This is a genomic window from Endozoicomonas sp. SCSIO W0465 (genome assembly GCF_023716865.1).
In the GTDB taxonomy this organism is placed as follows: Bacteria; Pseudomonadota; Gammaproteobacteria; order Pseudomonadales; family Endozoicomonadaceae; genus Endozoicomonas.
Genome location: NZ_CP092417.1, coordinates 7,106,694 through 7,120,595, shown reverse-complemented (window position 1 = coordinate 7,120,595; position 13,902 = coordinate 7,106,694). Strand labels below are relative to the sequence as shown.

The window sequence follows — 13,902 nt, the reverse complement described above, 5'->3', positions numbered from 1 at the left end:
GTACTTTCATGTAGCGTGGAGGTGGCTATCAGGATGGTGCCGGGTGTCTGGCCAGAATCACCAGGTTGTAACAGACCACCGATAACCAGCAATGAGAATCAAAACGCTCAGAACCCTTGCAGTGGCAACGTGATAGCCCAAAACATCTCTTTAGCCACGAAATTCCCGCTTCAATACCTGCCCGGAAGCGAAAGAGCGTTTTATACACATACTGACTTTTAGTCATCTCTTCGACTTCAAGTCCGCGCTTCTTATTAAAAGCTACATCGCTGATTCCCATGGCCTTGGCTTTTTCCAAATTAGCGCGACACGCGTATCCGCCGTCACCGCTTGTCTGGCGAGGTACACGACCATAAATTTCTTTTTGTCTTTCCATCATCGGAATGAATTGGTCCGAATCCGCTGGGTTACCTTCCTCAATAACCAGGTCCAGGATCAATCGACTTTTTCCCTGAACCAGGTTCAGTTTATGGCCATACTGTACTTGCCGCCTGTCTTTTACGATGATATCCGTATGGGGTTCATACAGGCTAACCACTTTTTCCTGGGCTGGCACCTTTTCACCCTTAAAGACCCTGCGCTCTGTCTGGGAGACTATTGCATCCACCAGGGGTAACAGGTGATCCACATCGGCCTGCCACTTGTCGGCATCATCAGCCAGGAGACACTGCCCCTGCTGACGGGCGTTTGCTAGCGTGACAGTAGCTTCGATAAGTACCTTCCGGGATTTTCGGGTCAACTGCAGCAGTTTTTTATAATGCTGATGCCGCTCTTCTTTGCCAGCGTAGATGCATTTTCTGGCCGCATCTTTTACGGCTCGGTTGTGATGGGTATATTCATAAAGCGGTGTCGCTGTCAGTGTTTGTCCCCGTTCCAGCAGCCGACAAATTTCTTTAACGGAACTGGCTAAAAGATCACTGTCGCAAGGAGGTTTGATATCCGATTCGGTGACTGTGCTGTCAATAGCCACAGTGCGCCCTTTTTCAATACCCTGATCTTTAGCGGTCATTAGCTGACAGTTATTAATCCGTTCCCATGTAGATGCAGTAAGAAGGCTGATGAGCCCATGCAAACTGGAGCGACTGGGGCGCTGGTTTGGTTCGAGGCGACAAAAGTCTCGAAAGAGCATGGAGTCCATCAAAACAAACGACAAGTAGTCATAATCACAATTCAAATACTGTTTCAGGAGTGCCGCACGAAGAACGGATTCTGCTGATAGTCCGTTCCGCCCAGTGTTCTGTTTATCACCAGAACTTAAGTCCTCATAAATCCAGTCATTGAACTGTGGATGGGCGTCAAGCCATTGCGAGATACCGGAAAGCTGGGAGCAGATTTCATGAGGTACGTAATGGAGTTCCATACTACACTGCGGGTTGCGTTTTTTGCGCATTTGGAGTCCTCTGTTTTTGGCAATCCCTTATGTTTCTTGCTCTTGGGAAGTTTAGTCGCCAGATAGCAGTAGGGCTCCACTTAATTTTTCAGGATAAAATCTACAGTTTTCAATTGGTTGTGTTTTTGGACGAGAACTAGATAAGTGCCATCAAAAATATAGTCATCAATGTGGTCAACAATCCCGGAAGCACCATAATATGGATACTCACCCTGTCTTTTAGCTCGATCAAGGCTTTTTAATGGAATTCTTTTCGAATTGAGAAACTCAGCCACATCAGAAAGCTTTTTTACAGGCCAATCAGCACACATAACCTAACCCCTGCAAGTTCTTTTTCTCGACTTTAGAGTCTGTATAAAACGATAATTCGGTCAGCTTTTTATAGTGAAGCAAGCCGAAATCAGTGAACTGTTTTTCCAAGTTCGTTATTACTTCCGTTTTTTGCCTAAAAGCCTTTAGTTATGCTGCTTCTGAATTATCCGGTATTAACTGGTCGATCAGATCGCGAAAATTGAACTCATATTTTTGCTTATATCTGTTCCAGCCCTTGCGAATAGAGAACCTCGGAATAATTCCTGAAAGAGCAATTTTCATCATGCCTGCAGTGGTTGTATCCGGGCTTCTCCAGGGTATCCGAGAAATATTCAGACATGCCTGATTTTTACAAACGGTTAATAACTGCAATAATGCATAGCCTGCCATTTTCAAATGCATCCATCGAAGCAGTGTTCGCAATTTCTGCTGCCATAAATGGCAACAGCCAAAAGCATGTTTGAGTTGGTGAAACATTGGCTCTACCGGCCATCTCCGGGAATAGGCACGAAGCACCTCCAGTCCCTCAAGTTCCGGATTGGTCGAGATGAATATTCTGCTTTCGGTCAGACCTTTGTCATTTTCAAAGCGACTCCAGACGACGCGTACTTCACGACCTTTAAGGAATCTGGCGCGACAGATCAGGGTACGATAACGTATTTTGCGAAATTTGCCGTACATCCATACTGTTGCTTTTTCTTCCGGCAGTTTCTTAACCTGTTCTGTCGTCATCTTGATGCCGTACTTTTTTGGGCGCCCTCGCTTCTTTACGGTGGGTGCTGGCGGCAAAGCATAGAGGGCCCGATTTGAAGGTATCTGACCAACAACTTCTATGTTCATTTCCAGAGCTGGCTTTATCAGTGTCCAGTTCATATACCAGCAATCGGTTAGCAGGCGTAGCACTCGATCCTTCACTTCATTGCGTACCACCCTGAGCATGGCCACGGCAATTTTCAGTTTGCTGGTGTTACCTGAAGCTGGTGTCGGAAATGAGATCACCGGTATGGCGGTAAATACTTCATCTGCAGCCCGCTCAAATATGATGGCCAGGGAAACCCAACACTGCCCCCAGATGTACGTCGGCCGATTGCGTTTCTTGCTGTGTTGATGATGTGTACGACAAGCAGGGGCTTTGTCGGAAAACCGTTCGATTACCCAGTCATCAAGCCCCAGGACCACAGGTTGATTCTCAGGAGCTTTGGAGCAGACCAGACGGATCAAGTGGCGTGCCAAGTTCTTCCATTGCCACTTGCCCTGAGATAGCCAGTGGTGGTAGCTGCTCCACACACAATGAAAATCAATTGTTAACAACGCCTGTGTAACAAAGCCGTCGGCTGAAAGCATGCAACCGAACAGCAGTTCGCAGAACGTTGGTACTGCAGTTGATGATAGCGCTCCAGCAAGAAAGGTTGTATATGAAGCGAGCTCCCTGAGGATTACTTGATGATCTGAAGTGAGCATGGCAACCATCTCGAATTTCGTCATTGGGGATGGTTGCTTTTAGCAGATTATGCGCCGGAACTATTGTGCTCTTAAAACTCTAAAGTCGAGTTCTTTTTAATCTCCTCTTCTAATCGATCACTTTCTGAAAACTGCTCTTGAAGCAATCCAGTTAAACGAATCATCTTTTCAGCTAAGGGTTCACCGTCATCATCCTGCTCAGCAGCGCCGACATAACGCCCCGGCGTCAGAACAAAGTCGTGCTTCTGAATATCTTCAAGAGATGCGGCAAAACAAAAACCAGGCTTATCTTCGTAATCCTTACCTTCTTGCCAAGCGTGGAACATGTCAGCAATCGAGGCAATATCTTCCCGGGTGAAATCCCGCAATACCCGATCTTTCATAAAGCCCATATTACGGGCATCAATAAACAGCGTTTCGCCCCGACGATCCACTTGGCCGGAAATTGCTCCTGCATTTTCGGCACTTCCGCCATCCTTGGCGGTCGCATTTTTACCCTGCTTGTTCTTGGTCAGAAACCAGATGCAGGCAGGAATCTGCGTATTGGTAAACAACTGTCCCGGCAGTGCCACCATGCATTCCACCAGATCGGCCTCAATCAGCTTACGGCGAATCACCCCTTCATTATTGGTATTGGAACTCATGGAACCATTGGCCAGCAGCAGCGCCATCGAACCGTTGTCGTTCAAATGGTGGAGCATATGCTGCATCCAGCCAAAGTTGGCGTTGCCTTTGGGCGGTGTGCCGTATTGCCAGCGCACATCCTCTTCCAGCCGGGCATGCCACCAATCCTTGATATTGAACGGCGGGTTGGCCATCACAAAATCGGCGCGCAGGTCCGGATGCTGGTCATCCAGAAACGTGTCGGCGTTCTTTTTGCCAAAGTTAAAGTCGATGCCCCGAATCGCCATATTCATGGCCGCCAGCTTCCAGGTGGTGGGGTTGCTCTCCTGACCGTACACGGAGATATGCTTTTTCTGTTCGCTGGCATCGTAATGCCGCTCTTTGGCGTGCTCCTCAATAAACTTCTCACTGGAGACAAAGAAACCACCGGAGCCCATGGCCGGGTCATACACCCGCCCCTGAAAGGGTTGCAGCATTTCCACAATCAGGGTGACGATGCTTTTCGGCGTGTAGTACTGGCCACCCTGTTTGCCTTCCGCCAGGGCGAACTGGCCGAGGAAGTATTCATAAACGTGGCCAAGGATATCCTTGCTGTGCAGTTCCAGCTTTTCGCCCTGGTATTCCGGGTTGCGAAAGCTGGTGTCTGAAAAGCTGTTAATCAGGCCGATCAGCTTTTCGTTATCCAGCTGATAGTTGCTGATGCGGTTGAGAATGCCTTTCAGTTTGCTGTTGGCTTTTTCGATTTCATCCAGGGCATTGTCGATCAGCCAGGAGATGGAGCGCAGCTTAACGTCTTCCCCCTGTTCGTTCTGCCAGATCACCGAACCGATGGCCAGGGTGGCGGTGTCTTTCAGTGTGCTCCAGCGGGCATGCTTCGGCACCCAGAAGATGTTTTTCTCCTGGTAGTAGTCGAGAATTTCCAGCTCATCGGCAATGGCTTGCTGGTAATCTTCGTCGGAATCGAAATCGTCCCGGGGCAGGTAGTAGATATTGTCATCGTCGTTTTTCTGAAAGAGAGCTTTCAGTTCTTCCTGACGCTCTTCAAAAGCGTCCGACACATATTTCAGAAAGATCAAACCCAACACAATGTGCTTGTAGTTGGCGGCATCAAGATTACTGCGCAGTTTGTCCGCAGCTTTCCATAGCTTATCGTCCAGTGCCTTAAGGAACTGCTGTTCAGTGGTGTTCATAGATTGGCCGTAGGTAGGTTCAGAAAGGAAGCAGGTGAAAGATCAGAAGATGCTGAACGCCAAGATGACTGCTGAGGCTTGGCTCAATTTTTCAGAATTTATCGCTGAAATTTCATATTTTTTTAGCAATAAATTACACCTAAACAATAAATAAAGGCGATTTACTGCCTCCCCCACGCTACCGCCCGTGGATTTACCGTTACCTGAAATTGAGGCCGGGGAGCATGGGACCAGATAGCTCGAAGGGGAGTTTTTGGGAAGGTCGTCATTGTACGCCTGTAAGGTGATAGGTGGTAGTCGTGTATTTGCGAAGTACTGTTTAGAAAAAAAATTCAATTTTTGGTTTGCATGCGACACAACTCGTCGCAGGGGTGTTTTATGATGGGTTTCTGAGCTGAGAAAGCGATGCGGAAGAGCATTGAGGTGTGCTTTCTATCGTACATCCATTTTATGGAGCCTGACAATAAGATGAATAAGCGGCAAACCTCCCTGGAAACCACCATTCTCATTATTGAGCTGCTGAAGCGAATCCCCAAAAGCTGGTGGATCACTGCCCTGGAGCTGAAGCAGCAGTTGGCTGAGATCGGGTTGGATCGGGATATCCACACTATTCAGCGGCATATGAAGTCTTTGGTAGAGAGCAGTCATTTCCCGATTGATATGGATGATCGCAGTAAGCCTTACGGTTACCGGTGGAGCCAGCAGGCGGTAGGTTTTACGGTGAACTCCCTGAGTATTCAGGAGTCGCTGATCCTGCAAATGGCGCACAAGACGTTGAAGAACCTGTTGCCAAGTAGCCTGATGGATTCCATGTCTGGCTTTTTTGAAGAGGCCAACCGGAATATAAGCCATACCCAGGATCCAACGAAGGAGGTTCAGTGGTTATCCAAAGTGGTTGTGGCACCTGAGACACAGCCATTATTGCCGCCAGAGCTTCATCCAGAAGTGTTTAACCAGGTCAGTTGTGCTCTCTATAACAACTGCTGGCTGGAACTTACCTACAGGAATGCGGGTGGTGATGTAAAAGAGAAATCGATCATGCCACTTGGGTTGGCTCAGCAAGGGCCACGGTTGTATTTGGTCTGCCGTTTCAAGGGGTATGAGGATGATCGAATTCTCGCTTTGCACAGGATGATCTCAGCCCGTTCTACATCGCTGTCGTTTGAGCGACCCGTTGACTTCGATCTGAAGGCTTACAGTGATGAAGCTCGATTCACCTTTGGAGAGGGAGTAAAATCAGGCTGTCTTTCAGGGTGAACAAGAAGGCAGGGCTTCATATTGTTAATTGAATGAAGTTGCTGCTTTGTTGGCTGCAATTACTCACTGGAACGCCGGCCCGGTTACTTAGTGCCTGTCAGAAAACCCTCGTTAGCACCAAGATTGAAGGGTTGGTAAATCAGTCCATGTTCACCAGAGTCTTCTGATTCAGGGCAAGAATAGCCTTCTCTCTGTTTTTTGCTTAAAAAATGTTCAAACACAGCATTTTTCAGATGTGCAAATCCCTTGCGCAGCCACAATTATTCTTCAGGTTTGGTTAATCCTTATTGAGAGGAATCTATCGCTCTCTATCCAGCAGGATTTTCCCCAACCGCTTCAGGTTAGTAGCGAGAACGGCCAGAGAAACATACCGCTTGAACGAGTCAATGCCTTTGTCAGGACACTTATCCAGTCCGGTCGACTCAAGTGCGTTTATGTCTGACTCTACTGCAGAATGTCTTCTTCGTGCCTTCTCAAATTCAGGATGGGATTCACGCTTTTTATCATCTGCTGAGAGCTTACCTTTTTTCGGTAAAATCGGTTTATCCAGGAAGAGCTCCAATTTAGCCAGGTTATCCGGGCTCCAGAAGCCTTTGTCATAGCTGACTTGGCTCAACATAGGGAATCGCTGCTTTGCGCCTTCAGCTATGGCTACTGTCACTTGATCATCCGTCTGCTTTTGCATCACCAGGTGGTGCAGGGTAAAACCGAACTGGTCTTGTAGTACGCATACCCGTAGACCCAGTTCCACCGGAGTTCCGGCTTTGCCTTTACTAATCCACTCAGTGTGAGGTTCAAAGATTGAGAACACTTTTTCATGATGAGGGATTTGTTGGTGCTCAATCACCCGTCGATAGATCAGGTCGATCTGGTGGTGACTATGAGCTATATGGTATTTAAGGTTCTCCAGTTTGGGAGCATCGGGGTGGTTTTTCTTCACAAGAGCAAAGGTGTGCTCTGCCTTACTCAGAAGGTTCAGGCTATAGCTAGTTCTCGTCCAAAAACACAACCAATTGAAAACTGTAGATTTTATCCTGAAAAATTAAGTGGAGCCCTACTGCTATCTGGCGACTAAACTTCCCAAGAGCAAGAAACATAAGGGATTGCCAAAAACAGAGGACTCCAAATGCGCAAAAAACGCAACCCGCAGTGTAGTATGGAACTCCATTACGTACCTCATGAAATCTGCTCCCAGCTTTCCGGTATCTCGCAATGGCTTGACGCCCATCCACAGTTCAATGACTGGATTTATGAGGACTTAAGTTCTGGTGATAAACAGAACACTGGGCGGAACGGACTATCAGCAGAATCCGTTCTTCGTGCGGCACTCCTGAAACAGTATTTGAATTGTGATTATGACTACTTGTCGTTTGTTTTGATGGACTCCATGCTCTTTCGAGACTTTTGTCGCCTCGAACCAAACCAGCGCCCCAGTCGCTCCAGTTTGCATGGGCTCATCAGCCTTCTTACTGCATCTGCATGGGCTGACTCTTGATCACATCTCTCCAGCGCTGAACTGCCGGGCTATCTGCCAGGTTTTTACCCGATCCTGCAATTTCGCCCAGCCTTCCCATACCACTAACCAGCCGGGCTGCCCTGTATGCTTTGAATCACCCCAACCACCAAGCCGAGCAATCGTTTGAAGCAGCCAAGTGACTGTTGGCGGCTTATCGGGCAACGCTTTTTTTTCATAGGTTAGCCAGAGAACCTGCCATTCATCATCACTGACCACCTCATTCGCGAGTGTTTTTTCACTCCAAAGCTTTCTGTCTTTGTGCTGCCTGTCATTCGGTAACATTAATGCTTCACGGATTTGCATTAGTCTGACAGCGACAAACATTAATATGACCGCAAGTCGTTCAATGTTATCCGGAGATTGCAGACGAAGCCTTTCTACTCCTGCTCCCGATTTCCAAGCCTTATGGAACTCTTCTATTCGCCATCGGAGCTCGTAAAATCGAATGATAGAGCGACAGTCTTCGAATGTTTCAATATCTTCAGTTGTCAATAGTACCCAGTGCAAACGGTCTTCGGAGTCATTGCCAATCTCTTCAGCCGACACAATATTCATAGTTACCGGTTCCGGCCTGCCGCCTGGCCTTTGCGGCGCCTGTATTGTCATCTTCTTTCTTTTGACCTGCAGCGTTGCCTTTCGCTTCTTTCTACCTCCTTTTTGAGGAACCACTATCGTATATTTCCCCAACACTTCAGCCTGAGGCTAAGTTACCGTTAATGGTTGAATCAGCTAAACTCCCATAAAATCTACGTTGTAGGGGAGTGATATGCAATCTGAACTCTTCCAGAATTTTATTGATTCCATTTCAACATTAACCAGTGAACAGCGAGACATTCTTAACAACTCGCTCCTTAGTACTCAAATAGAGGTTACCGAGGTAGTAGAAACCACTGACTCTGAACCTGTTTACAGTGAATCTATACCCAATAACGATAATGCAACACCTGACGTAGAAAAGAGCATACTTGCCCAATTTGCCGAAAACCCCAGGTGCCCCAAATGCAAAAGCCATAGCGTTGGTCGCTGGGGCATACGAAATGGCCGACAGCGCTACCACTGCAAGACTTGCGACTCAACGTTTAACGCCTTTAGTGGAACGCCTTTGGCAAGGCTCAGGCACCCTGAAAAATGGAACAAGTACCTCGCAGGTATGACTCACTCTATGGTCTTGCGACCAGCTGCTGCTGAGAATGCCATTGACTTGAAAACTGCGTTCCGCTGGCGTCACCGCTTTCTTGAAGTGATTAATAATGATCAAGCAGAAGAGCTTTGTGGCATTACTGAGCTTGATGAAACATTTTTCCGTGAATCCTTCAAAGGGCAAAGAGAAGGCCTTCCACGGCCAACCCGAAAGCGGGGTAATGATCCCAACAAAGCCCGAAAAGTCCCGGTAATGGTGGCTCGGGACCGTAATCGAAATACCGTTGACGGTGTATTAGAAAACGAAAGTGCTAATGAATTGTGCAGGCATTTAAATGGCCGCATATCGATACAGGCCACGGTCTGTGCGGATGCACACCTCGCTCACGAAAAACTTGCTGACAAGCTTGGATTTGTCTTCAAGGAGCTGGTGACATCAGCAGGTCAACATGTTGTTGAAGGCATCTACCACATCCAGACTGTAAATTCTTATCACAGTCATTTAAAACGCTGGATTGGCGGCGTATTCCAAGGGGTTGCAACTCGTTACCTTCCCCATTATCTGGCCTGGAGGCGAGAACTGACGGCAGCAAAAAAATTAACTGTTGGCCGGTTGATCAGCAGAATTACTGAACATTGGTGCTTCCAACCATTAACGGTAACTTAGCCTCAGCCTGAGCTAAGGAATCAAATAATAAGAGTTCGCCATCCACCAGGATTCTGTTTTGTGTAGCTCTTACAACAAACCGCTGTCGGTTATCCAGTTTGTAGTGCATATATTCGTATATATCCGCCTCCCGGTCGCAAACACTGATGATGTCAGGCATTTTACCCCCCATCCTTTGTTCTGTGTTTTCAGAGGCTCTTTGCCACTTAAAGCTTTCCTTTCCCTCGTAAGGTAGCTGACGACGTTGGTTCTTTTTCCCCCGCTGAACGTCCTCTCTAACCCATCGTTCTTGATCAATAAGCCCAATGCTTCGCTCTGTATCCGCATCAACCAAGAAGACAGAGTGGACGTGGAATCCTCTGGTTTTAGAGCCTTCAGGACCTCCAAGATCACCAAGCTCGGATCTGACAGCATGTTTATAACCCAGGGTTGTTGTATCTTCGAGAGCCAGAAGTAGGCGAGACTGTCTCGCTATTTTGGCAGTTGCCTGAAAGCCTGCCTCAGCTATTGCTTCAGGCTTTACGGCCTCATTCTCAATCAGCCGGTAAGCTCCAGTTACCAGTGCGGTATAACCTTCGCATGAAGATGACAAAGAATTACCGGTATGAGCTGAAAGCTCGGCAGCAACTTTGACAAGTCGTTTTGTACGTCGAGTATCGCCCAAATCAGCACATCCAAAAGTTAGTTCTGACCATGGTTTAGGAGAAAGTGGAAGCATGACCTGTTTTATCAGTGAGAAATGATAGAACAAGGTAGCTATTTGTGATCAAGAGACAGCTGCATGGGAACGGATTAATAACTGTCAGCTAATGACCGCTAAAGATCAGGGTATTGAAAAAGGGCGCACTGTGGCTATTGACAGCACAGTCACCGAATCGGATATCAAACCTCCTTGCGACAGTGATCTTTTAGCCAGTTCCGTTAAAAAAATTTGTCGGCTGCTGGAACGGGGACAAACACTGACAGCGACACCGCTTTATGAATATACCCATCACAACCGAGCCGTAAAAGATGCGGCCAGAAAATGCATCTACGCTGGCAAAGAAGAGCGGCATCAGCATTATAAAAAACTGCTGCAGTTGACCCGAAAATCCCGGAAGGTACTTATCGAAGCTACTGTCACGCTAGCAAACGCCCGTCAGCAGGGGCAGTGTCTCCTGGCTGATGATGCCGACAAGTGGCAGGCCGATGTGGATCACCTGTTACCCCTGGTGGATGCAATAGTCTCCCAGACAGAGCGCAGGGTCTTTAAGGGTGAAAAGGTGCCAGCCCAGGAAAAAGTGGTTAGCCTGTATGAACCCCATACGGATATCATCGTAAAAGACAGGCGGCAAGTACAGTATGGCCATAAACTGAACCTGGTTCAGGGAAAAGTCGATTGATCCTGGACCTGGTTATTGAGGAAGGTAACCCAGCGGATTCGGACCAATTCATTCCGATGATGGAAAGACAAAAAGAAATTTATGGTCGTGTACCTCGCCAGACAAGCGGTGACGGCGGATACGCGTGTCGCGCTAATTTGGAAAAAGCCAAGGCCATGGGAATCAGCGATGTAGCTTTTAATAGAAGCGCGGACTTGAAGTCGAAGAGATGACTAAAAGTCAGTATGTGTATAAAACGCTCTTTCGCTTCCGGGCAGGTATTGAAGCGGGAATTTCGTGGCTAAAGAGATGTTTTGGGCTATCACGTTGCCACTGCAAGGGTTCTGAGCGTTTTGATTCTCATTGCTGGTTATCGGTGGTCTGTTACAACCTGGTGATTCTGGCCAGACACCCGGCACCATCCTGATAGCCACCTCCACGCTACATGAAAGTACCTTTCCAGCATGGTGGGAGGATGTTTTCTGCCTGCTTTTCGCGTTTTTCTCCAATATCCGTCCCAGATTAGAGAAAAAAAGGGAAGAGTTTTTGCGGCTCTCTGGAATTTCAGGAAATATCAAAACGCACGTACAATCTAATTATGATTGCCTGATGCGTTTTTGGACGAGAACTAGCTAATGTACTCAAGATGTGCGATCTCAATATCATGCTGACGAAGTTGCTGTTTAGACTCACACTCTGAGTTTGAATGCTTCAGGTTACGTGCTGTGTGATAGAGTTTTCGATGCTGTTTTTTCAGGAACTCCCGTTGCCGCCATCCAGGAAGCTGATATTGGTCTGCCAGTGCTGATGCAAACTCAATCACCTTTCGACAGGCGTCGCTTAACAAACTGATATCAGTAGGAAAATGAACATCCGTTTTAACTACAAACGAATCGGCACGGCCGTGTAGCGGTTCATCTTTTTTTTAACCAGCTGGTGACCGGCTTCCACCACGATCTGGTTTATCTCATCCAGTATCTCAGGCGTGAACAGGCTGATATTATCCTGCAATGTCTGTATATGATAAGCGTGTGTACAGTATGGTCCATGGCCGAGCATCTTTCGTAAAGTACCGTGTTCGTTGGCCAGTTCCTGAAGGCGGTCATAGTCACAATTCGTTACAAGGCGCAGAGAGCCGAAGACCAGGATTTTCCAGAGCTCCATGCCGGGACGACCATTGTTGCGATCGGCAGGAATCATCCCTTCAAGTGCCTGAAATACTCTTGCCCTCAGATCAGGTGTTACCCAGATATGCTGTAGGCTCCGGAGCAGTCGGGGAATGTCATCTCGGGATTTGCAATTGAATGAAAGGGCGGAGATATCAACTTCTCCCAACTGCATTTGTAGGTTGATGGTCTGACGCATAAAAACCGTTAGAGTAGCCTGTTTGGAATAATCTTCGTGCAATATATTTGGCTACAGGGCTTTCATTTCAAGGGCTGAAGGGTTTTCTGACAGGCACTACTTAGTTAATCTAAGGTCCCGGGGCTTCGCTCTTATATCGCTGCGTAGCAACTTGAGATCCTTTGGGTTTATCAATTCCCTCGATTTGATCGGACCGCTGTACAAGCAGACAATTATTAAAGAGAAACCCTATGTCTATCCAGACCGAAACCGCCACGACCATTGGCAAAGCCGTTATCCTTGGATTGCATCACCGCAATGAGAACGAGTGTGAAGATGATGCCCAGTACATTCCCATGCTGAAAACGGTGATTAATGGTGTCGTTTCTACAATGGCAGACCCGTTGAGTCAGCGGCAAGTTCAGCAGGCACTGTATGAGTACGCCCGCGAGCTGTATATGCAGGCCTGGATAGCCAGTGGCGATGAGGATGATCCCGCTATTGATGAGGGGCTGGAAACCTTTGACAGCATTTATGAACAGGAAATGATGCCTGAGTGATCTCCAGTAGCGGTCAGCTACCAGCGCTCCTTGTGAATCACCGTCTGAAAGTTTATATGTTTATCTTTCCGGAAACTGAAAAAAAGCTGAAAGCGAGAATTTCCAGCTATCGAACGGCACTCAATAAAGAGAAAAAAACGCATCACTTTATCAATGATGGCAGCGGTAAGTGGTACGTGCTGTTCAGCCTGTATTTTCTCCTGAACGATTTGAAGAAGTCTGAGAGCTATTTTACCTGGTACCAGGAAGAATTCCCTGATGATGCGGGCGAACCGATCCAGCAACTGTGCTGGTCTCTTTCCTTGCTGAGAATGAACAAGCCAGTGGAAGCGCGCTACAGGCTGGCGAAGCTGATGCTGGATAACCTTTATCTGATTCCTTACGTCATGGGCCAGCCCCTGGACCAGGAATACGATATCTGGCATGCATCCAACTTCCAGAATCTGGATTATATTGATGACTTGCCAGAAGCGGTCAGTCACGCCATCACGGATGACGAGCGGGAGTGGATGGCTGAGGCGTATGGCTCACTGGAGTTTCGCCGTATCAGAAAACGGTACCTCGAAATTTCCCATGAGTTGTTAACCACGAAAGACGTTGCTGAGCGAAGATTATTACTCAACGAGTCTCGTGGGTTATTGCAACCATTGATGGAAAAAACAGATTAAGAGGTTCTAACTTAAGAGGTTCTAACTAATGGGACACTTCTGCAGGGTGTGTGCCTGTAGCAAGCCAAATGAGCAGTTTTCTGGCAAAGGGCATAAGCACCATATCTGCAAAGCGTGCTCGCGGAAACCCGAAGAAGAGCGATGTGCAATCGACCAGGAAAATGAAATCGTTGGTTTTATGAGTCAGTCAAACATTTCCGGGAAGAATATAGCGCGTCTGCATAAACTGAAGCTCTCGACGAACCTTCGTGTCGCCGGACTGGCTGACATTGCTTTAGCGGTTGCACGGGTTAAACCGCACAAAAAAACGCAGGTTGAAGGTGTTGGCCAAAGAGCACAGGGCGCTGTTTATGAAAGTCAGTGAATCTGGCCTGATTCACGCCCACCACGACTGATCATCCGGCAAGTACCT

Annotated in this window: 16 protein-coding genes and 1 pseudogene; 9 read left to right on the top strand and 8 right to left on the bottom strand. The window is 47.6% G+C overall.

Annotated elements, in window-relative coordinates; all coding sequences use genetic code 11:
- Positions 1–28: 28 nt before the first annotated feature.
- The 4 genes from MJO57_RS32190 to MJO57_RS32175 form a co-directional block, all read right to left on the bottom strand.
- Entirely contained in the window at positions 29–1,390 is a 1,362-nt protein-coding gene (locus MJO57_RS32190) for an ISNCY family transposase (RefSeq protein ID WP_252017318.1), read from the bottom strand.
- An 80-nt stretch (positions 1,391–1,470) separates the two neighbouring features.
- Complete coding sequence (locus MJO57_RS32185) at positions 1,471–1,701, bottom strand: restriction endonuclease subunit S (RefSeq protein WP_252021754.1); 231 nt, start codon at positions 1,699–1,701, stop codon at positions 1,471–1,473.
- A 148-nt stretch (positions 1,702–1,849) separates the two neighbouring features.
- Positions 1,850–3,187, bottom strand: coding sequence for a transposase (locus MJO57_RS32180; RefSeq protein ID WP_252017304.1), 1,338 nt, complete (start codon positions 3,185–3,187; stop codon positions 1,850–1,852).
- Positions 3,188–3,234: 47 nt separating this feature from the next.
- Positions 3,235–4,977 carry a class I SAM-dependent DNA methyltransferase gene (locus MJO57_RS32175; RefSeq protein WP_252021753.1) on the bottom strand — a complete coding sequence of 581 codons (1,743 nt, stop codon included), beginning with the start codon at positions 4,975–4,977 and terminating at the stop codon, positions 3,235–3,237.
- Between the two features lie 468 nt (positions 4,978–5,445).
- Here MJO57_RS32175 and MJO57_RS32170 point away from each other — a divergent pair, with 468 nt between their 5' ends.
- Entirely contained in the window at positions 5,446–6,234 is a 789-nt protein-coding gene (locus tag MJO57_RS32170; RefSeq protein ID WP_252021751.1) for a YafY family protein, read from the top strand.
- A 298-nt stretch (positions 6,235–6,532) separates the two neighbouring features.
- Here MJO57_RS32170 and MJO57_RS32165 read toward each other — a convergent pair.
- Positions 6,533–7,126, bottom strand: a pseudogene (locus MJO57_RS32165) (ISNCY family transposase); the annotation flags it as partial.
- 234 nt (positions 7,127–7,360) lie between these two features.
- On the opposite strand from MJO57_RS32165, the gene MJO57_RS32160 reads away from it, so the two are divergent.
- Positions 7,361–7,729 carry a hypothetical protein gene (locus tag MJO57_RS32160; protein ID WP_252021749.1) on the top strand — a complete coding sequence of 123 codons (369 nt, stop codon included), beginning with the start codon at positions 7,361–7,363 and terminating at the stop codon, positions 7,727–7,729.
- On the opposite strand, the gene MJO57_RS32155 is transcribed toward MJO57_RS32160, so the two are convergent.
- On the bottom strand, positions 7,730–8,437 hold the full coding sequence (locus tag MJO57_RS32155) for an IS4 family transposase (RefSeq protein WP_252021748.1): 708 nt from the start codon (positions 8,435–8,437) through the stop codon (positions 7,730–7,732). It lies immediately after the preceding gene.
- Between the two features lie 79 nt (positions 8,438–8,516).
- Here MJO57_RS32155 and MJO57_RS32150 point away from each other — a divergent pair, with 79 nt between their 5' ends.
- Positions 8,517–9,557, top strand: coding sequence for an IS1595 family transposase (locus MJO57_RS32150; protein WP_252017335.1), 1,041 nt, complete (start codon positions 8,517–8,519; stop codon positions 9,555–9,557).
- Here the strand turns inward: MJO57_RS32150 and MJO57_RS32145 are convergent.
- The gene (locus MJO57_RS32145) at positions 9,517–10,275 is read right to left on the bottom strand and encodes an IS4 family transposase (RefSeq protein WP_252021746.1); all 759 of its coding nucleotides are present in this window, start codon (positions 10,273–10,275) and stop codon (positions 9,517–9,519) included. The genes MJO57_RS32150 and MJO57_RS32145 overlap by 41 nt on opposite strands.
- A 91-nt stretch (positions 10,276–10,366) precedes the next feature.
- On the opposite strand from MJO57_RS32145, the gene MJO57_RS32140 reads away from it, so the two are divergent.
- Genes MJO57_RS32140 through MJO57_RS32130 form a run of 3 tightly spaced genes read left to right on the top strand, consistent with a single transcriptional unit; the run spans position 10,367 to position 11,345 of the window.
- Positions 10,367–10,939: a hypothetical protein gene (locus tag MJO57_RS32140; protein WP_252021744.1), complete on the top strand. Its 573-nt coding sequence runs from the start codon at positions 10,367–10,369 to the stop codon at positions 10,937–10,939.
- The gene (locus MJO57_RS32135; RefSeq protein WP_252021742.1) at positions 10,936–11,151 is read left to right on the top strand and encodes a hypothetical protein; all 216 of its coding nucleotides are present in this window, start codon (positions 10,936–10,938) and stop codon (positions 11,149–11,151) included. The genes MJO57_RS32140 and MJO57_RS32135 overlap by 4 nt, the downstream gene beginning before the upstream one ends.
- Positions 11,148–11,345 carry a transposase gene (locus MJO57_RS32130; protein ID WP_252021740.1) on the top strand — a complete coding sequence of 66 codons (198 nt, stop codon included), beginning with the start codon at positions 11,148–11,150 and terminating at the stop codon, positions 11,343–11,345. Before MJO57_RS32135 ends, MJO57_RS32130 begins: the two co-directional genes overlap by 4 nt.
- 455 nt (positions 11,346–11,800) lie before the next feature.
- On the opposite strand, the gene MJO57_RS32125 is transcribed toward MJO57_RS32130, so the two are convergent.
- The gene (locus MJO57_RS32125; RefSeq protein WP_252021729.1) at positions 11,801–12,325 is read right to left on the bottom strand and encodes a hypothetical protein; all 525 of its coding nucleotides are present in this window, start codon (positions 12,323–12,325) and stop codon (positions 11,801–11,803) included.
- Between the two features lie 188 nt (positions 12,326–12,513).
- On the opposite strand from MJO57_RS32125, the gene MJO57_RS32120 reads away from it, so the two are divergent.
- The 3 genes from MJO57_RS32120 (at position 12,514) to MJO57_RS32110 (ending at position 13,854) form a co-directional block, all read left to right on the top strand.
- Positions 12,514–12,822 carry a hypothetical protein gene (locus MJO57_RS32120; protein ID WP_252021727.1) on the top strand — a complete coding sequence of 103 codons (309 nt, stop codon included), beginning with the start codon at positions 12,514–12,516 and terminating at the stop codon, positions 12,820–12,822.
- The gene (locus tag MJO57_RS32115; RefSeq protein ID WP_252021725.1) at positions 12,819–13,490 is read left to right on the top strand and encodes a hypothetical protein; all 672 of its coding nucleotides are present in this window, start codon (positions 12,819–12,821) and stop codon (positions 13,488–13,490) included. The genes MJO57_RS32120 and MJO57_RS32115 overlap by 4 nt, the downstream gene beginning before the upstream one ends.
- Before the next feature lie 178 nt (positions 13,491–13,668).
- Entirely contained in the window at positions 13,669–13,854 is a 186-nt protein-coding gene (locus MJO57_RS32110) for a hypothetical protein (RefSeq protein ID WP_252021723.1), read from the top strand.
- The last annotated feature ends 48 nt before the right edge of the window (positions 13,855–13,902 follow it).

Excerpts from the sequence above, each read along its gene's own strand:
- MJO57_RS32190 (WP_252017318.1), bottom strand. The coding sequence starts at position 1,390 with ATGCGCAAAAAACGCAACCCGCAGTGTAGTATGGAACTCCATTACGTA.
- MJO57_RS32185 (WP_252021754.1), bottom strand. The coding sequence starts at position 1,701 with ATGTGTGCTGATTGGCCTGTAAAAAAGCTTTCTGATGTGGCTGAGTTT.
- MJO57_RS32180 (WP_252017304.1), bottom strand. The coding sequence starts at position 3,187 with ATGACGAAATTCGAGATGGTTGCCATGCTCACTTCAGATCATCAAGTA.
- MJO57_RS32175 (WP_252021753.1), bottom strand. The coding sequence starts at position 4,977 with ATGAACACCACTGAACAGCAGTTCCTTAAGGCACTGGACGATAAGCTA.
- MJO57_RS32170 (WP_252021751.1), top strand. The coding sequence starts at position 5,446 with ATGAATAAGCGGCAAACCTCCCTGGAAACCACCATTCTCATTATTGAG.
- MJO57_RS32160 (WP_252021749.1), top strand. The coding sequence starts at position 7,361 with ATGCGCAAAAAACGCAACCCGCAGTGTAGTATGGAACTCCATTACGTA.
- MJO57_RS32150 (WP_252017335.1), top strand. The coding sequence starts at position 8,517 with ATGCAATCTGAACTCTTCCAGAATTTTATTGATTCCATTTCAACATTA.
- MJO57_RS32145 (WP_252021746.1), bottom strand. The coding sequence starts at position 10,275 with ATGCTTCCACTTTCTCCTAAACCATGGTCAGAACTAACTTTTGGATGT.
- MJO57_RS32140 (WP_252021744.1), top strand. The coding sequence starts at position 10,367 with ATGACCGCTAAAGATCAGGGTATTGAAAAAGGGCGCACTGTGGCTATT.
- MJO57_RS32130 (WP_252021740.1), top strand. The coding sequence starts at position 11,148 with ATGACTAAAAGTCAGTATGTGTATAAAACGCTCTTTCGCTTCCGGGCA.
- MJO57_RS32120 (WP_252021727.1), top strand. The coding sequence starts at position 12,514 with ATGTCTATCCAGACCGAAACCGCCACGACCATTGGCAAAGCCGTTATC.
- MJO57_RS32110 (WP_252021723.1), top strand. The coding sequence starts at position 13,669 with ATGAGTCAGTCAAACATTTCCGGGAAGAATATAGCGCGTCTGCATAAA.